This is a genomic window from Microbacterium sp. NPDC058342 (assembly GCF_042723935.1).
Classification (GTDB): Bacteria; Actinomycetota; Actinomycetes; order Actinomycetales; family Microbacteriaceae; genus Microbacterium.
Genome location: NZ_JBHXID010000001.1, coordinates 842845 through 859219 on the forward strand (window position 1 = coordinate 842845; position 16375 = coordinate 859219).

Here is a 16375-nt window from a genome sequence, read left to right on the forward strand (position 1 = left end):
CCGGGTGCTGACGCTCGTCGTTCTCATCTCCGGTACCGGCTCGAACCTTCGGGCCCTGCTCGAGGCCGCCAGCCACCCCGGATTCCCCGCGCGCGTGATCGCCGTGGGCGCCGACCGCGACGCGGATGGGCTCGCGCACGCCGAGGAGTTCGGCATCCCCGCCTTCACCGTCCCGTACACCGCGTTTCCCAGTCGCGAGGCGTGGGGCCAGGAGCTGGTCGAGCAGCTCGATGCGTGGAACCCCGACCTCATCGTCCTGAGCGGCCTGATGCGCCTGCTCCCCGCCGCCGTGGTGGCGCGCTACGCGCCGCGCATCGTGAACACCCACCCGGCGTACCTCCCCGAGTTCCCCGGGGCGCACGGCGTGCGCGATGCGCTCGCGGCGGGCGTCAGCCGGACCGGGGCGAGCGTCATCGTCGTCGACGACGGCATCGACAGCGGCCCCGTGCTCGCCCAGGAGCGCATCCCCGTGCTCCCCGGAGACACGGAATCCACGCTGCACGACCGCATCAAGCCCGTCGAGCGACGTCTTCTCATCGACGTCGTGCAGCGCATCGCCACCGGCGAGCTCACCCTCTGACCCCCCTCCGCCCGAACGAAGGAGCATCCTCATGGCCGGCCCCAGCCTCGATCCCTCGCTGTACCGCCACCGCGATCTCGTGCCGATCCGGCGCGCGCTGGTATCGGTGAGCGACAAGACGGGTCTGCTCGAGCTCGCCGCCGCCCTCGCGGATGCCGGGGTGCAGATCGTCTCGACCGGCTCGACCGCACAGACCATCCGCGACGCGGGCCACGAGGTCACCGACGTCGCCGCCGTCACCGGGGTGGCCGAGATGCTCGACGGTCGCGTCAAGACCCTGCACCCGAAGGTGCACGGAGGCCTGCTCGCCGACCTGCGGCTCGAGGACCACGAGCGCCAGCTGACCGAGCTGGACATCGAGCCCTTCGAGCTCGTCGTCGTGAACCTGTACCCGTTCGTGGAGACCGTGGCATCGGGCGCCGAGCCGGATGCGATCGTCGAGCAGATCGACATCGGCGGACCGGCCATGGTGCGCGCCGCGGCCAAGAACCATGCCAACGTCGCGATCGTCGTCTCGCCGGAGTCGTACCCCGCGATCGTCGAGTCGGTCGCGGCCGGGGGGACCACGCTCGTGCAGCGCCGCGAACTGGCCGCGAGGGCGTTCTCGCACACGGCGACCTACGACACGGCGGTCGCGCAGTGGTTCGCCGAGGGCACCCTCGCCGAGCACGGCGACCTGCCCGCTCACCTCACCATCAAGGCCGAGCGCCTCGCCACCCTCCGCTACGGCGAGAACTCCCACCAGCGTGCGGCGATCTACACCCGCGCCGGCGGCCACGGCATCGCACAGGCCACGCAGCTGCAGGGCAAGGAGATGTCGTACAACAACTACGTCGACGCCGACGCCGCCCTGCGCGCCGCCTACGACATGGTGCTGCCGGCGGTCGCGATCATCAAGCACGCCAACCCCTGCGGCATCGCGACCACCGCGCCGAACGCCCTCGATCCGATCGCCAGCGCCCACCTGCGCGCGCACGAGTGCGACCCGGTGTCGGCCTACGGCGGCGTGATCGCCGCCAACGGCACGGTCACCCTGAAGATGGCCGAGAACCTCAAGGACATCTTCACCGAGGTCATCGTCGCGCCGGATTTCGAGCCGGCCGCCCTCGAGGTGTTCAAGACGAAGAAGAACCTGCGTCTGCTGAAGCTGCCCGAGGACTGGCAGCAGGAGCGCATGGACGTGCGCCTGGTGTCGGGCGGACTGCTGCTGCAGGACGCGGACCGCTTCCCCGACGACATCGTCTCGGTGGCGAAGGACTGGGAGCTCGTCTCGGGTGAGCGGCCCGACGACGCCGAGATGGAGAACCTCATCTTCGCGTGGAAGGCGTGCCGCGCGGTCAAGTCGAACGCGATCGTGCTGGCCAAGGGCAACGCGACGGTGGGCGTCGGCATGGGACAGGTGAACCGGGTGGACTCCTGTCGTCTCGCGGTGGAGCGCGCCGGCGCCCGCGCCGCCGGGTCGGTGGCGGCATCCGACGCCTTCTTCCCGTTCGCCGACGGCCCGCAGGTGCTGCTCGACGCCGGCATCTCGGCGATCGTGCAGCCCGGCGGATCGGTGCGCGACAGCGAGGTCATCGACGCGGCCCGCAAGGCCGGCGTGACCATGTTCTTCACCGGAGAGCGCCACTTCTTCCACTGACCCCACGCGCCACTCGAGGCATCGCTTCGCGCTGCCTCGAGTCTCGGGCGCGCGGGGCCCCGAGCGTCAGCGACGCGGAAGGGGAAGAAGTGGCGCGACCACAGCCTTCGTCGGTCACACCGTCGCGGAGCTGAGCAGGATGCTGGTCTCGCTGTCGCGGATGCCGTCGATGCCGCGGATCGTTCCCAGGGTCTCGTCGAAGGACGCCAGGCTGTCACAGCTGATGTCGGCGACGAGATCCCAGCGGCCGTTGGTGGTGTGCAGCGCGGCGATCTGCGGTACTCCGCGCAGGCTGCGGATCACCTCGCGGGTGTTCCTGCCCTCGACGGCGATCAGCATGATGGCGCGGACGACGGAGGTCGTGGCGGGGTCGCGCACGCGCACGGAGAACCCGACGATCACACCGCTCTCGACCAGTCGCCGCAGCCGGCTGTCGACGGTCGCCCGCGTCACGCCCAAGCGGCGGGCGAGGTTCACGACAGACTCGCGGCTGTTGGCGCGCAGCAGCGACAGCAGACGGCGGTCCAGGTCATCGAGGGCGCTCACAGGAACATAACTTACAGGCAAACTGCACAGAGTGCGTTGGCGATGGCGCAAATGATCCATCTTGCTGATTGAAAGTACAAGCGGACGCTTCGTAGATTGGGAGTCTCGAGTGAAGGGTTGTGCGATGGTCCGTTTCGTCGATGTTCCGAACATGCGCCGGTGGCTGGTGGACACCGGCATCGAGCGCGCGATCGAGGGGATCGCCGGGACGCTCGTCGAGGACTTCCGGCGGTGGGAGCAGTTCGACAAGACCGCGCGCGTGGCCAGCCACTCCGAGATCGGCGTGATCGAGCTGATGCCCACCAGCGACGGCCGGCAGTACGGCTTCAAGTACGTCAACGGCCACCCGGGCAACCCGTCGCGCGGCCTGCAGACCGTCACCGCCTTCGGCGTCCTCGCGGATGTCGACAGCGGATACCCGACGCTGTGGACCGAGATGACCATCCTCACCGCCCTGCGCACGGCAGCGACGTCGGCCATGGTGGCGCGCGAGCTCGCCCCCGTCGGCGCCACCACGATGGCGATGATCGGCACGGGCAGCCAGGCCGAGTTCCAGGCGCTCGCCTTCCGTGCCCTGCTGGGCATCACCAGCCTGCGCATCTGGGACACCGACCCCGGGGCCCTCGACGTGTTCGAGCGCAACATGCGCCCGCTCGGGTTCGACGTCGTGCGCGCCGGCAGCGCCGGCGAGGCGGTCGAGGGCGCGCAGATCATCACGACGTGCACGGCCGACAAGGCGAACGCGACCGTGCTGACCGACGACATGGTCGGACCCGGCGTGCACCTCAACGCGATCGGCGGCGACTGCCCCGGCAAGACCGAGCTCGACGCGCGCATCCTGCGCCGCGGCGAGATCTTCGTCGAGTACCCGCCGCAGACGCGTGTCGAGGGCGAGATCCAGCAGCTCGACGCGGAGCATCCCGTCACCGAGCTGTGGCGCGTGCTGCGCGGCGAAGCCGCCGGACGCACCTCCGCCGAGCAGATCACGATCTTCGACTCGGTCGGTTTCGCCGTCGAGGACTTCTCGGCGCTGCGCTACCTGGCCGCGGCGATCGAGGGCACCGACTACTTCACCGAGGTCGACATCATCGCCGAGCCCGAGGACCCGAAGAACCTGTTCGCGCTGGTCGCCGAGGGCGCCGTCGCGCCCGCCCTGGCGTGAGAGCGGCGTCGGCACAGGCGCCCAACGCGGTGGTGCTGATCCGGCCCCACCACTTCCGACCCAACCCGCAGACGGCCGCAGACAACACCTTCCAGCGACCGGCGGACCACGACGTCTCCCGTGAGGCGTACGACGTGTGCACCCGGGTGGCCGAACGGCTCAGCGCGGAGGGCGTGCGGGTGCACCTGTTCGAGGACGAGACGGACGAGCATCCGGACAGCGTGTTCCCGAACAACTGGTTCTCGACGCACGCCGGCGGTCGGGTCGCGGTGTACCCGATGTACGCGCCGAACCGGCGCGGCGAGCGCCGTGCGGACATCATCGAGATGCTCAAGGCGGAGTACCGGGTGCAGGAGGTCATCGACTACTCCGGTCTGGAGCCGGACGATCTGTTCCTGGAGGGCACGGGCGCGATGGTGCTCGATCACGTCTCGCGGATCGCCTACGCGGTGCGCTCGAGGCGGTGCGATCCGGTGCTGGTCGAGCGCTTCTGCACGGTGTTCGGGTACGAGCCGGTGGTGTTCGATGCGGCCGACCCCGCTGGCGTCCCGATCTACCACACGAACGTCATGATGTGCATCGGCACCGACATCGCCCTGATCGGGCTGGATGCGATCGTCGGCGACGCGCGCCGTGCGCATGTGGCGCAGCGCATCCACGACACGGGCCGCACGGTCGTGGCGCTCACCGCGCAGCAGGTGGCCTCTTTCGCGGGGAACGCGATCGAGCTGCGCGACCACCACGGCGAGCGCATCCTGGTGCTGTCGGAGACGGCGCACCGCAGCCTGACCGCGGAGCAGGTGAGCACCCTGTCCGCGTCGTGCCGGCTGCTTCCGCTGGACGTCGCTCCGATCGAGCTGGCAGGCGGGTCGGTGCGCTGCATGATCGCCGGGATCCATCTCGATCCTCGCTGATCACCGGCGTCGCAGCCGCGCGACAGTCGTGTCCGATTTCCGCCAGTCGGATGCTGTCGAGCATGACAGCATGGATTCATGACCTTTCCGGCGATGACCTTCGACGAGCGCTACCGGGCCATCAGCGCTCGGGACACCCGGTTCGACGGGCAGTTCGTCACGGCCGTGCGCTCGACGGGGATCTACTGCCGTCCCAGCTGTCCGGCGCGCACCCCGAAGCCGGCGAACGTCACGTTCTACCCGACGAGCGCCGCCGCTCACGAGGCGGGGTACCGCGCGTGCAAGCGGTGCCTGCCCGAGGCGACGGCGGGGTCACCGGCCTGGAACCTCCGCGGCGATGTCGCCGCCCGCGCGATGCGCCTGATCTCCGCCGGAGTGGTCGAGCACGAAGGCGTTCCCGGGCTGGCGCAGCGGCTCGGGTACTCGTCGCGGCACCTCACCCGGCTGCTGCGCGCCGAGCTGGGAGCGGGCCCGCTGGCGCTCGCGCGGGCGCACCGGGCGCACACGGCGAGGATGCTGCTGGTCGGCACCGACATGCCGATCGCCGACGTCGCCTTCTCGGCCGGGTTCGCCAGCGTCCGCCAGTGCAACGACACGATCCGCGAGGTCTTCGAGATGACGCCGGGACAGCTGCGCGCCACACGCCGTGCCGCGTCGGCGGATGCCGAAGCGCAGGGGATCATCGACCTGCTGCTCCCGCACCGTTCGCCGCTCGACGCGCAGGGACTGTTCTCGTGGATGGCGGCCCGCGCCCTGCCCGGAGTCGAGACCTCGACCCCGGACGGCTTCGCCCGGAACCTGCGGATGCCGGGCGGGCCGGCGCACATGGAGATCCGGGCGGATTCGGAGGGCCGGTTGCGCCTGCGCGCCCGGGTGACCCGGCTCGGTGACCTCGCTCCGCTGGTGGCCACCGCGCGACGACTGTTCGACCTGGACGCGGACCCGTCCGCCGTCGACGCGGCGCTCTCGTCGCATGTCGAGCTGGCGCCGCTCGTCGCCGCGCTCCCCGGCATCCGCGTTCCCGGCACCGCAGACCCGCACGAGATGCTCATCCGGGCGATGGTCGGGCAGCAGATCACCGTCGTCGCCGCCCGGACGGCCCTCACCGCGCTGGCCGAGCAGCTGGGGGAGCGCACCGCCGACGGCGGGTTGCTGTTCCCGACCATGGCGATGATCGCCGAGCACGGCGCCGAGGTGCTGCGCGGCCCCGCCGCCCGCATCCGCGCCATCACCGGCGCAGCGTCGGCGCTCGCCGACGGGTCGCTGGTGCTGACGGTCGGTGACGACGCGATGGAGCAGCGGGCGCGCCTGCTGGCGATGCCCGGCATCGGCCCCTGGACCGCCGACTACGTGCGGATGCGCGTGATCGGCGACCCCGACGTGCTGCTGCCCGGCGACGTCGCGATGCGGGCAGGAGCGGCCGCGACCGGCCTGCCGGACGATCCGCGGCTGCTCACCGGCTGGGCGGAGCGCGTCGCGCCGTGGCGCAGCTATCTGACGGCGCACCTCTGGCGCGCCGCACCTGTCCGTCGGCCGCGAACCCCGAAGACCACGATCAAGGAGCTCTCATGACCTCTCTCATCCAGACCATCGAGACCCCGGACGGGGCCCTGACGATCCTCGTCGACGAGAGCCGGCGCGTGCTGGCATCCGGCTGGAGCGACGACCAGGCAGCGATCATCGAACGCGTGCACCCCTCGCTGCGCCCCGACAGCATCGCCGAGGGGAAGACGGATGCCGCCGACGCGGCTCTGGCCTACTACGCCGGCGACCTCGCCGCCATCGACGCGGTCGAGGTGCGTCAGCAGGGCACGGGCCTGCAGACCGCCGGCTGGGCGGCGCTGCGTCGCATCGCCCCGGGACGCCCGCTCACGTACACCGAGTTCGCGACCCGGCTCGGCAGCCCGCGTGCGGTGCGGGCGGCGGCATCGATCTGCGCCCGCAACGCGCCGGCACTGTTCGTGCCCTGCCACCGGGTGCTGCGCTCGGACGGCTCGCTGGGAGGGTTCGCGTGGGGGCTGCCGGTCAAGCGCAGCCTGCTGGATCGCGAGGCCGCTGCGCGGGTGGACTGAGGCTCCCGGCGCCTCCAGCATCGGGACAGGCTTTCCCTCTTGCCTTCAGAGGGTTCACAGGAATAGGCTCGAAGGCTGTCGCGCCGACCGGCCGACGAAGCCGAGCCTGAGGAGGACACCATGGCCACGACGACTGTCACGACGTTCATCGCCCTCGGCTCGCGCGCACCCCGCCTGCGCGACTGATCGCGGCCGGCGGCGCGTCTCGCCGCCCGCCCGCAACACCGGATGCCGCATCCGGCCCCTGTCTTCGTCACCTGATCGCCACGCAACCGAGAGCCATGTCTGTCACCTCCTCCTCATCGTCCCTGTCCACCTTCGCCGCGCTCTGGCGGCTCCGACCCTTCGTGCAGCCCATCGTCGGCCGCCTCATCGGCGGTGCACTCAGCGCGCTCGCGGCCGCCGTGATCGCCCTGATGATCCCGATCGTGCTCGAGCAGATCGTCAAGAACTTCGACCTCGGTGACAGCGGGTCGCTCGGGCTCATTCTCGGCGGCGCCTTCGCGGTGCTGGCGCTCGCACTCGGCGAGGCCGTCATGGTCTGGCTGCGCCGCTGGTTCGTGCTGACCCCGGCCACCGAGGTCGAGTTCCGGATGCGCTCCGAGCTCTACTCGCGCCTGCAGAGCCTTCCCGTCGCCTTCCACGACCGCTGGCAGTCCGGCCAGCTGCTCAGCCGCATGATGCAGGACATCAGCCTCATCCGCCGGTGGCTCGCGTTCGGTCTGATCCTGCTCGTGGTGAACATCCTCACGATCGGCATCGGCGCCGTGCTGCTGTTCCGCTGGCATTGGCTGCTCGGTGTGATCTTCCTCGTCACGGGCATCCCGATGTGGATCCAGGGTTATCTGTTCGAGAAGCGGTACGGAACGCTCGCGCGGCGCAGCCAGGACCAGGCCGGCGACCTGGCGACCAGTGTCGAGGAGAGCGTGCACGGCATCCGCGTGCTCAAGGCCTTCGGACGCGGAAAGCACGCGCTGACCCGCTTCAGCCGCCAGGCCGAGACGCTGCGCGAGACCGAGCTGAGCAAGGCGCGCGCCGTGGGCCAGATCTGGTTCTGGCTGGATCTCATGCCGCAGATCGCGTTCGGGCTCAGCCTGATCACGGGCATCTGGCTGATCGCCGACGGCGCGATCGATGTGGCGCAGCTGTTCGCGTTCTTCGCCATGGCCACCGTGCTGCGCTGGCCCATCGAATCGATCGGCTTCCTGTTCTCGTTCATGCTCGACGCCCGCACGGCGACCGACCGCGTGTTCGACATCTATCAGGAGACCAACTCGATCACCGATCCCGAGAAGCCCGTGACCATCGCACAGCCCCGCGGCGAACTCGCCTTCGAAGGCGCGCGCTTCCGCTACCAGGACGCCGGGGCGGCCGAGCGCGACCTGCTGGACGGCATCGACCTCGTGCTCGAACCCGGCGAGACGATGGCGCTGGTCGGCCTCACCGGATCGGGCAAGACGACGCTCACCACCCTCCCGGCACGTCTTTACGATGTGACGGGCGGTCGCGTGACGCTCGACGGCGTCGACATCCGTGACCTGGAGCTCTCGGAGCTGCGGCGGCACGTCGCGATGGCGTTCGAGGACGCCACGCTGTTCTCGGCCTCCGTGCGCGAGAACGTGCTGCTCGGACGCGCCGATCTGGACATCCACGGCGAGGAGGCCGACCGCGTGCTGCGCGAGGCGCTCGAGGTCGCGCAGGCGGGCTTCGTCGACACGCTGCCCGAGGGGCTCGAGACGATCATCGGCGAGGAGGGGCTCAGTCTCTCCGGCGGACAGCGTCAGCGTCTCGCCCTCGCCCGTGCCGTGGCGGCCGCGCCGCAGGTGCTGGTGCTCGACGACCCGCTGTCGGCGCTCGACGTCGACACCGAGGCGCTCGTCGAGGAGGCGCTGCGGCGCGTGCTCGCCGAGACCACCGCGCTGATCGTGGCGCACCGGCCCTCGACCGTGGCGCTCGCCGACCGCGTCGCCCTGCTCGAGAGGGGTCGGATCACGGCCGTCGGCACGCACTCCGAGCTGCTGCGCACCAGCGCGCACTACCGGCACGTGATCTCCAGCCTGGAGGCCGAGGAGGCCGCCCGCACGGGCGCCATCCCGATCATCACCGAGGCCGAGACCACAGCCGCCACCGAAGAGGAGGTGCAGGCATGACCATCACCGGCACCCAGGGTGAGGACCGCTCGAACTACACCAAGGAGGAGAGCCGTGCGATCCGGCAGCGCTCGCTGCGACTGCTCGGCTCGCTGATCCAGCCGCTGCGCCTGCGCATCGCGATCGCCGCGCTCGTGCTCGTGGTCTCCACCGCGCTGCAGGTGGCCGGGCCCATCCTCATCGGCATCGCGCTCGACGACGCTCTGCCGCGTCTGCTGCAGACGGCCGACTGGATGCCCGCGATCATGGTCACCGTCGTGTACCTGCTCGCCGGCATCGTGGGCTCGGCACTGATCGGCCTGTACGTCGTGCTCGCGGCCCGCATCACGCAGGCGGTGCTGCTGGACCTGCGCAAGCGGATCTTCCTGCACACTCAGCGGCTCAGCCTCGAGTTCCACGAGTCGTACACGTCAGGCCGCATCATCTCGCGCCAGACCAGCGACCTCGACTCGATCCGCGAGCTGCTCGACGGCGGGCTGAACAACCTCGTCTCCGGGGCGCTGTTCGGCCTGTTCACCTTCATCGCCCTCGTGATCGCCGACTGGCAGTCGGGCATCATCCTCGCTCTCGGCGGTGTGCCGCTCGTGCTGCTGATGCGCTGGTTCTACCTGCGCTCCCAGCTGGTGTACCGCGAGTCGCGGGTGATCAGCGCGAAGGTGATCGTGCAGTTCGTCGAGACCATGACGGGCATCCGCGCCGTGAAGTCGTTCCGCAAGGAGCCGCGCAACGACGTCACCTTCCGCAAGGTCGCCGGTGACTACCGCGACGTCAACCGGCGCTCGATGGTGCTGTTCGGCACGTTCGAGCCGGGCCTCATGTCGGTCGCCGCGCTGACGCTCGCCGGGGTGGTGCTGTGGGGCGGCATCCGCGTGGCCGACGGCGCCCTCGGCGTCGGCGTGCTGCTGGCCACGGTGCTGTACGTGCGCAACTTCTTCGCGCCCATGCAGGAGATCGCGATGTTCCTGAACTCCTACCAGTCGGCCACGGCCGCGCTGGAGAAGGTGTCGGGCGTGCTGGACGAGGTGCCGACAGTGCCGGACCCCGACAAGCCCGTCGACCTGTGGGAGTCGCGGGGGCACATCCGGTTCGACGAGGTGACCTTCGGCTACAACGGCGAGAAGACCATCCTCCCGAACTTCTCCCTCGACATCCCGGCCGGCCAGACCGTCGCCCTGGTGGGGACCACGGGGGCGGGGAAGTCGACGCTCGCCAAGCTCGTCTCGCGCTTCTACGACCCCACGGTCGGCGCCGTCACCCTCGACGACGTCGACCTGCGGATGCTGCACCCCAAGGACCTGCGACGCGCGATCGTCATGGTGACGCAGGAGGCGTACCTGTTCAGCGGCACCGTGGCGGACAACATCGCGCTCGGAAAGCCCGACGCCACGCTCGACGAGATCCGGTCGGCCGCCCGGGCCGTGGGCGCCGACGAGTTCATCTCGTCGCTGCCCGACGGCTACGGCACCGATGTGAACAAGCGCGGCGGTCGCGTCTCGGCGGGGCAGCGTCAGCTGATCTCGTTCGCCCGGGCGTTCCTCGCCGACCCGGCGGTGCTCATCCTCGACGAGGCGACGGCGTCGCTCGACATCCCCTCGGAGCGGCTCATCCAGGACGCCCTGCAGACCCTGCTCGCCGACCGCACCGCGATCATCATCGCGCACCGGCTCTCGACGGTCGCGATCGCGGATCGCGTGCTGGTCATGGAGCACGGACGCATCATCGAGGACGACACCCCGGCGGCGCTGATCGGAGGAACGGGCAAGTTCGCGCAGCTGCACGCGGCCTGGCAGGAGACGCTGGTCTGACCGGCGGGCGCTGTTAGGTTGATCGTGTGGATCCGATCTGGCTTGCGACCGCCGCCGAGCTGTGGTGGGTCGCCCCGGCGGTGGCCGGTGCCGGTGCGGCCGGGTTCGTCACGGTGCGGAGGTTCCAGACGGTGAACGGCAAGAGGCTCGGCTACGACGCGGCGCGACTGGAGCTGCGGCAGGCGCAGGCGGACGCCCGAGAGGCGGCGAACGCGGCGCGCGTGGCCAGGGCGGATGCCGCCAGGGTCGTCGCCGATCGCGCCGCCTCACGGGCGGATACCGCCGCGGTGGCATCCGCCCGCCGCGCCGCGCGCGACGCCCAGCTGACGGCGCGCGCCGCCTCCGCGCGGGTACGCGCCGGGCGGGCCAGGGTGGCCGCCGAGCGCTCTGCGCTGGCATCGGCCACCGTGCTGCCGCTGGACCGGATGCGCGGCAGGCACGACGCCGTGCTCGGCCGGTGGATGGAGTACGAGACCGATCCCGCGAAGATGCTCGCCCACCCCGCGATGAGCGACGGACGGCAGCCGGCGACGGCCGCGTTCTTTGCCGCCGTCGAAGCCGCGCGCGATCTGCGACCGGGCCAGACGGAGGTCCGGGTCACCGCTGCCGACTTCGCCGCCTACCGGCGCGCGGTCGAGGCGCTCGAGCACGCCTTCGATCTGGCGGAACGGTCCGCACGGGGAGAGCGGATGCCCGCCGACCCGCTGCCCGAAGCGCTCCGCGACGCCGCCCGGACGATCATGGACAGGTCCGCCGAGGTACTCGGACGCACGACCGACATCCTGGGATCCTGGAACGCGCGACGCAAGGACCGCTGAGCCGCCGGCCCGGCGCGGAACGCACGGGGCACCGAGAGGGCTGCTCGGGAGAGGGCGACGGGGTCTCGGTGGGGGAGGGGATCCGAGGCCCCGCCGCCGGTTCAGTTCGTGACGCGGATCTGAGCGACGACTTCGGAATACTCGGTCTCGCCGACCGGCTCGAAGCCCACCCGGCGGAAGAAGGCCTCGGGGCCCGCCTCTCCTGCCTCGTAGATCACGTTCACGTGATCGACGCCGCGGCTGCGGGCCTCGTCGATCAAAGACTGCACGGCGAAGCGTCCGACGCCGCGACGCTGGTCGTCGGCGTCGACGTTGATGCGCCACAGCACGCTGCGGAAGTACTCCTCGGCGGTGTCGGCGTCGAAGCTGGCGCTGACGAACCCGACGACCTGGTCACCGTCGAGGATCACCCGCTGCCACGACGTCTGGGGGTTCACGACGGTCGCGGCGATGCCGTACGAGACCGGAGCCAGGAACTGCTCCTGCCCCGGCTTGAGGGACAGATTGTTGACGGCGACGATCGTCGCCGCGGAGAGTTCGACCACGCGCAGTTCCGACATGACCCCAGGGTAGCCCCTCCGGAAGGATCCGTGGCGGAAACGACGGGTCGCCGCCGAAACACGGCGCAGGCATCCCGAACCGGACTCAGGTATCTTGGTATCGAGATAAAATCTGCCCTCGCGAACGGAGATCCGGTGACCGACGACGCCATCATCTACACCTACACAGACGAGGCGCCGGCCCTGGCCACCGCGTCCTTCCTGCCCATCATCAAGGCCTACACGGGGCAGGCGGGCATCGAGGTGGAGACGCGCGACATCTCGCTGGCGGGCCGCATCCTCGCCGCCTTCCCGCAGAAGCTCACCCCTGAGCAGCAGGTCGGCGACGCGCTCGCCGAGCTGGGCGGACTCGCCACCCTGCCCGAGGCGAACATCATCAAGCTGCCGAACATCTCGGCGTCCATCCCGCAGCTGAAGGCCGCGATCGCCGAGCTGCAGCAGGCCGGCTTCGACGTGCCGGACTACCCGGACGAGCCGCAGACGCTCGAGGAGAAGGACATCCGCGCCCGCTACGACCGGATCAAGGGATCGGCCGTCAACCCGGTGCTTCGCGAGGGCAACAGCGACCGCCGCGCGCCGCTGGCCGTGAAGAACTACGCCAAGAAGCACCCGCACCGCAACAAGCCGTTCGCCGAGGGCTCCAAGACGCGCGTGGCGACCATGGGCCACGACGATTTCAAGCACAACGAGCGCTCTTGGGTGGCTGCTCACGACGATGTCCTGAGCTTCCAGCACATCGCCGCCGACGGCACGATCACCGTGCTCAAGGAGGGACTGAAGGTCCTGCCGCGAGAGATCATCGACGCCACCTTCCTCTCGGCGTCGCACCTCGACGCCTTCCTCGCCGAGACGCTCGAGGCGGCCGAGGCCGACGACGTGCTCTACTCGGTGCACCTCAAGGCGACGATGATGAAGGTGAGCGATCCGATCATCTTCGGCCACGTCGTGAAGGCCTTCTTCAAAGACGTCTTCGACCGGTACGGTGACCGACTCGCCGAGGCCGGGCTCAGCGCCAACGACGGTCTCGGGTCGATCCTGTCGGGCCTGTCCGAGGTGGCGGGCGGCGACGAGATCGCGGCCGCGTTCGACAAGGCCATCGCCTCGGGCCCTCGTCTGTCGTACGTCAACTCCGACAAGGGCATCACCAATCTGCACGTGCCCAGCGACGTGATCGTCGACGCGTCGATGCCGGCACTGGTGCGCAACGGCGGCAAGCTGTGGGGCAAGGACGGGGGCGAGGCCGACACCATCGCGGTCATCCCGGACTCCTCCTACGCGAGCGTCTACCAGGCTGTCATCGAGGATGTCATCGCCAACGGTCCGCTCGACCCGGCGACCATCGGCACCGTCCCGAACGTGGGTCTCATGGCCCAGGCGGCCGAGGAGTACGGCAGCCACGACAAGACCTTCGAGATCGCCTCGGCCGGCGTCGTGCAGATCCTCGACGGCGACGGCACCGTGCTCATCTCGCACGAGGTCGGCGCCGGCGACATCTGGCGCGCCACCCAGACCAAGCACATCCCGGTGATGGACTGGGTCAGGCTCGCGGTCTCCCGTGCCCGCGCCACTGGGGCACCCGCCGTGTTCTGGCTCGACGCGAACCGCTCGCACGATGCGCAGATCATCGCCAAGGTGCACCAGGGGCTCGCCACGCTCGACACCCGGGGGCTGACGATCACGATCCTGGCTCCCGAGGATGCCACGCGCTACACGCTGGCCCGTCTGCGCCGGGGTGAGGACACCATCTCGGTCACCGGCAACGTGCTGCGCGACTACCTCACCGACCTGTTCCCGATCCTGGAGGTCGGCACGTCGGCCAAGATGCTGAGCATCGTCCCCCTGCTCGCCGGCGGCGGACTGTTCGAGACGGGTGCGGGCGGCTCGGCGCCGAAGCACGTGCAGCAGCTGGTGAACGAGAACTACCTGCGCTGGGATTCCCTGGGCGAGTTCTTCGCTCTCGCGGCGTCGCTCGAGCACTTCGCCGACCGCACCGGCAACGAGAAGGCGCGGGTGCTCGCCGAGACCCTGGATGCCGCCACCGGCACCTTCCTCGAGGAGGACCGCTCGCCCGGTCGCGCCCTGGGCACGATCGACAACCGCGGCAGCCACTTCTACCTCGGTCTCTACTGGGCGCAGGAGCTCGCGTCGCAGACGAAGGATGCCGAGCTCGCGGCCGCGTTCGCGCCGGTCGCCGCACAGCTGGCCGCCGACGAGCAGAAGATCGTCGGCGAGCTCAACGCCGTGCAGGGCTCTCCCGTCGACATCGGAGGCTACTACCGTCCCGACGCCGCCAAGGTCGCCGCTGCGATGCGTCCCTCGGCGACGCTGAACGGTGTGATCGACGCGCTGTCCTGAGCGCAGACACGGAACGGGCGGATGCTTCACAGCATCCGCCCGTTCCGCGTTCCGGCACTCGCCTTGATCAGCTGTGTTCGCGGCTTCGCCACTCGACAGCCTCAATCGGCTCGGCCGGACGAGCAAGCTCGCCGGCACTCGCCTCAATCAGCTGTGTTCGCGGCTTCGCCACTCGACAGCCTCAATCGGCTCGGCCGGACGAGCAAGCTCGCCGGCACTCGCCTCAATCAGCTGTGCACCCAGACCTCGAGGCCCATCGGCGACCAGTCGTAGATCTGCTTGGCGATGGAAGGCGGCAGGTTCACGCAGCCGTGGCTCATCCGCTGCCCGAAGTTGTTGTGCCAGTAGGCGCCGTGGAAGGCGATGTTCGGAGCGAACCAGGTGTTCCACGGCACATCCGGCGTGCAGTACGAGGCCCCCTCGAAGCAGCCCATGTCCTGGATCGGCGTGTGCCCGAACACGCGGAAGCGGCCCAGCGGCGTCGGAGTACCGGGCAGACCGGTCGACGTCGCCAGGGTTCGCGAGACCTTGTCGTTCTCGAACAGGTAGACCCGCTGCGCGCTGATGTCCACCTCGATACGACGGAAGGTCGAGGTCGTCTTGAACGGGGTCGAGGTCACGGGCAGCTCGTACGACGCCCGCCCTTCGGCGAGGCCCTCGGCGAACGCCGCCGCGACGCCGGCCGTGTCGCCCAGCACGCGGCCGTCCTTGCCCTCGACCTCGGTGCGCAGCACCTTGCCCTGCGAGTCCACGATCGTCACGGCGTCGACGGCCTTGCGATCCACCTGCTCGGGAAGCTTGCCCACCGCCTCGCGGATCGCGGCCTCGTCGGCCGTGACGGTCAGCTCGCCGTCCGCCGCATCGATGCTGAGCCACGTGGCGGCGACGTCGGCTGCGACGGGAACGGTGCGCTCCTCGCCCACGTAGAAGCCGATGTCGGCGAGCATTCCGTTGAGCTGCTCCGCCTTCGCCGCGGCCTTCTCATCGGTGATGAGGGGGACGACCTCGGTGGCGTCGCCGGGGAACGAGAACGCGGTCTCGCCCTTCGCGGACGCCGCGGTGAACGCCGCGGCCAGCTCCTCGATCGAGATGCCGGTGCCGGACTCCGCGGGCGTGGTGGTGTATTTGTCGGCACCCTTGTCGTACGCGACGGTCGCGTCGACCGGGTCGACGTAGCTCGCCGGCACGGCCGCGCGCAGTGCACGGTCGGCGGCTTCGGGATCGAGGGCGACCTCGGCGCCGATGGCGTCGCCCATCCACGTCGAGACGTTCCACATGGGCCGGTCGGCGAACGCCTGCTCAGCGAGCGCGGTCGCGTCGACCGCGGCGCCCAGATCGGCGCCGCTCAGCGTGACGCCGTCCCCTGCGCCGGTGAGCTCGATCTCGGTCGCGGCGAGGCGACTGCTGATCGCATCCGCCGCCATGCCGGGCGTCATCCCGCCGATCGCCACGCCGGCGACCGTGGTGCCGGGGGCGATGAGGATCATCGATGCGCCTGCGGCCGCGAGCACAAGCGCTCCCGCGCCCAGACCGATCCACAGCCCGAGTCGGCGCTTGCGGGGGGCCGGTTCGGTCGGAGCCCACTCGAAGGCCTGCTCGCCGTCATCGGGCGGGAGCACAGCAGTGGGCGCGGTCGTCGAGACCGTGCCGGTATCGGGTCCGGAGAACACGTCGGTCACGGACTCACCCCCCAAGAGCTCTGTTCATCTTCATGCTAGGCGACTGCTCGCCTCGAGAGGGCTGACCTTCGGCGGGGAATGGCCGGGAGGAGTAA

The 16375-nt window shown here is 70.2% G+C and carries 13 protein-coding genes; 10 read left to right on the forward strand and 3 right to left on the reverse strand.

Annotated elements, in window-relative coordinates; translation table 11 throughout:
* The first annotated feature begins 4 nt into the window (after positions 1-4).
* Both purN and purH read left to right on the forward strand, forming a co-directional pair.
* Positions 5-580, forward strand: coding sequence for a phosphoribosylglycinamide formyltransferase (gene purN, locus ACFWHT_RS03760; RefSeq protein WP_378825599.1), 576 nt, complete (start codon positions 5-7; stop codon positions 578-580).
* A 31-nt stretch (positions 581-611) separates the two neighbouring features.
* Positions 612-2219, forward strand: a complete 1608-nt coding sequence (gene purH / locus ACFWHT_RS03765; protein WP_378825601.1) for a bifunctional phosphoribosylaminoimidazolecarboxamide formyltransferase/IMP cyclohydrolase — start codon at positions 612-614, stop codon at positions 2217-2219.
* A 114-nt stretch (positions 2220-2333) separates the two neighbouring features.
* Here purH and ACFWHT_RS03770 read toward each other — a convergent pair whose 3' ends face one another.
* Positions 2334-2765 carry an Lrp/AsnC family transcriptional regulator gene (locus ACFWHT_RS03770; protein ID WP_378825603.1) on the reverse strand — a complete coding sequence of 144 codons (432 nt, stop codon included), beginning with the start codon at positions 2763-2765 and terminating at the stop codon, positions 2334-2336.
* A gap of 124 nt (positions 2766-2889) precedes the next feature.
* Here ACFWHT_RS03770 and ACFWHT_RS03775 point away from each other — a divergent pair, with 124 nt between their 5' ends.
* From ACFWHT_RS03775 to ACFWHT_RS03805, 7 genes are all read left to right on the forward strand, one after another.
* Positions 2890-3927 carry an ornithine cyclodeaminase gene (locus ACFWHT_RS03775; RefSeq protein WP_378825605.1) on the forward strand — a complete coding sequence of 346 codons (1038 nt, stop codon included), beginning with the start codon at positions 2890-2892 and terminating at the stop codon, positions 3925-3927.
* Positions 3928-3959: 32 nt separating this feature from the next.
* Positions 3960-4841, forward strand: coding sequence for a citrulline utilization hydrolase CtlX (gene ctlX / locus ACFWHT_RS03780; RefSeq protein WP_378825607.1), 882 nt, complete (start codon positions 3960-3962; stop codon positions 4839-4841).
* A 78-nt stretch (positions 4842-4919) separates the two neighbouring features.
* Positions 4920-6413: a DNA-3-methyladenine glycosylase 2 family protein gene (locus tag ACFWHT_RS03785; RefSeq protein WP_378825609.1), complete on the forward strand. Its 1494-nt coding sequence runs from the start codon at positions 4920-4922 to the stop codon at positions 6411-6413.
* Positions 6410-6913 (forward strand): methylated-DNA--[protein]-cysteine S-methyltransferase, encoded by a 504-nt coding sequence (locus ACFWHT_RS03790; protein ID WP_378825611.1) that lies wholly within the window; start codon positions 6410-6412, stop codon positions 6911-6913. The genes ACFWHT_RS03785 and ACFWHT_RS03790 overlap by 4 nt, the downstream gene beginning before the upstream one ends.
* 281 nt (positions 6914-7194) lie before the next feature.
* Positions 7195-9063: an ABC transporter ATP-binding protein gene (locus ACFWHT_RS03795; RefSeq protein WP_378825613.1), complete on the forward strand. Its 1869-nt coding sequence runs from the start codon at positions 7195-7197 to the stop codon at positions 9061-9063.
* The gene (locus ACFWHT_RS03800) at positions 9060-10868 is read left to right on the forward strand and encodes an ABC transporter ATP-binding protein (RefSeq protein ID WP_378825616.1); all 1809 of its coding nucleotides are present in this window, start codon (positions 9060-9062) and stop codon (positions 10866-10868) included. The genes ACFWHT_RS03795 and ACFWHT_RS03800 overlap by 4 nt, the downstream gene beginning before the upstream one ends.
* Before the next feature lie 26 nt (positions 10869-10894).
* On the forward strand, positions 10895-11686 hold the full coding sequence (locus ACFWHT_RS03805; RefSeq protein ID WP_378825618.1) for a hypothetical protein: 792 nt from the start codon (positions 10895-10897) through the stop codon (positions 11684-11686).
* Positions 11687-11787: 101 nt separating this feature from the next.
* On the opposite strand, the gene ACFWHT_RS03810 is transcribed toward ACFWHT_RS03805, so the two are convergent.
* Complete coding sequence (locus ACFWHT_RS03810; RefSeq protein ID WP_378825619.1) at positions 11788-12246, reverse strand: GNAT family N-acetyltransferase; 459 nt, start codon at positions 12244-12246, stop codon at positions 11788-11790.
* Between the two features lie 135 nt (positions 12247-12381).
* On the opposite strand from ACFWHT_RS03810, the gene ACFWHT_RS03815 reads away from it, so the two are divergent.
* The gene (locus ACFWHT_RS03815) at positions 12382-14601 is read left to right on the forward strand and encodes an NADP-dependent isocitrate dehydrogenase (protein WP_378825621.1); all 2220 of its coding nucleotides are present in this window, start codon (positions 12382-12384) and stop codon (positions 14599-14601) included.
* Between the two features lie 227 nt (positions 14602-14828).
* Here ACFWHT_RS03815 and ACFWHT_RS03820 read toward each other — a convergent pair whose 3' ends face one another.
* Positions 14829-16280 carry a L,D-transpeptidase gene (locus ACFWHT_RS03820; RefSeq protein ID WP_378825623.1) on the reverse strand — a complete coding sequence of 484 codons (1452 nt, stop codon included), beginning with the start codon at positions 16278-16280 and terminating at the stop codon, positions 14829-14831.
* Positions 16281-16375 lie beyond the last annotated feature (95 nt).

Coding starts and splice junctions, on each gene's coding strand:
- purH (WP_378825601.1), top strand. CDS start 612: ATGGCCGGCCCCAGCCTCGATCCCTCGCTGTACCGCCACCGCGATCTC.
- ACFWHT_RS03775 (WP_378825605.1), top strand. CDS start 2,890: ATGGTCCGTTTCGTCGATGTTCCGAACATGCGCCGGTGGCTGGTGGAC.
- ACFWHT_RS03785 (WP_378825609.1), top strand. CDS start 4,920: ATGACCTTTCCGGCGATGACCTTCGACGAGCGCTACCGGGCCATCAGC.
- ACFWHT_RS03790 (WP_378825611.1), top strand. CDS start 6,410: ATGACCTCTCTCATCCAGACCATCGAGACCCCGGACGGGGCCCTGACG.
- ACFWHT_RS03795 (WP_378825613.1), top strand. CDS start 7,195: ATGTCTGTCACCTCCTCCTCATCGTCCCTGTCCACCTTCGCCGCGCTC.
- ACFWHT_RS03800 (WP_378825616.1), top strand. CDS start 9,060: ATGACCATCACCGGCACCCAGGGTGAGGACCGCTCGAACTACACCAAG.
- ACFWHT_RS03810 (WP_378825619.1), bottom strand. CDS start 12,246: ATGTCGGAACTGCGCGTGGTCGAACTCTCCGCGGCGACGATCGTCGCC.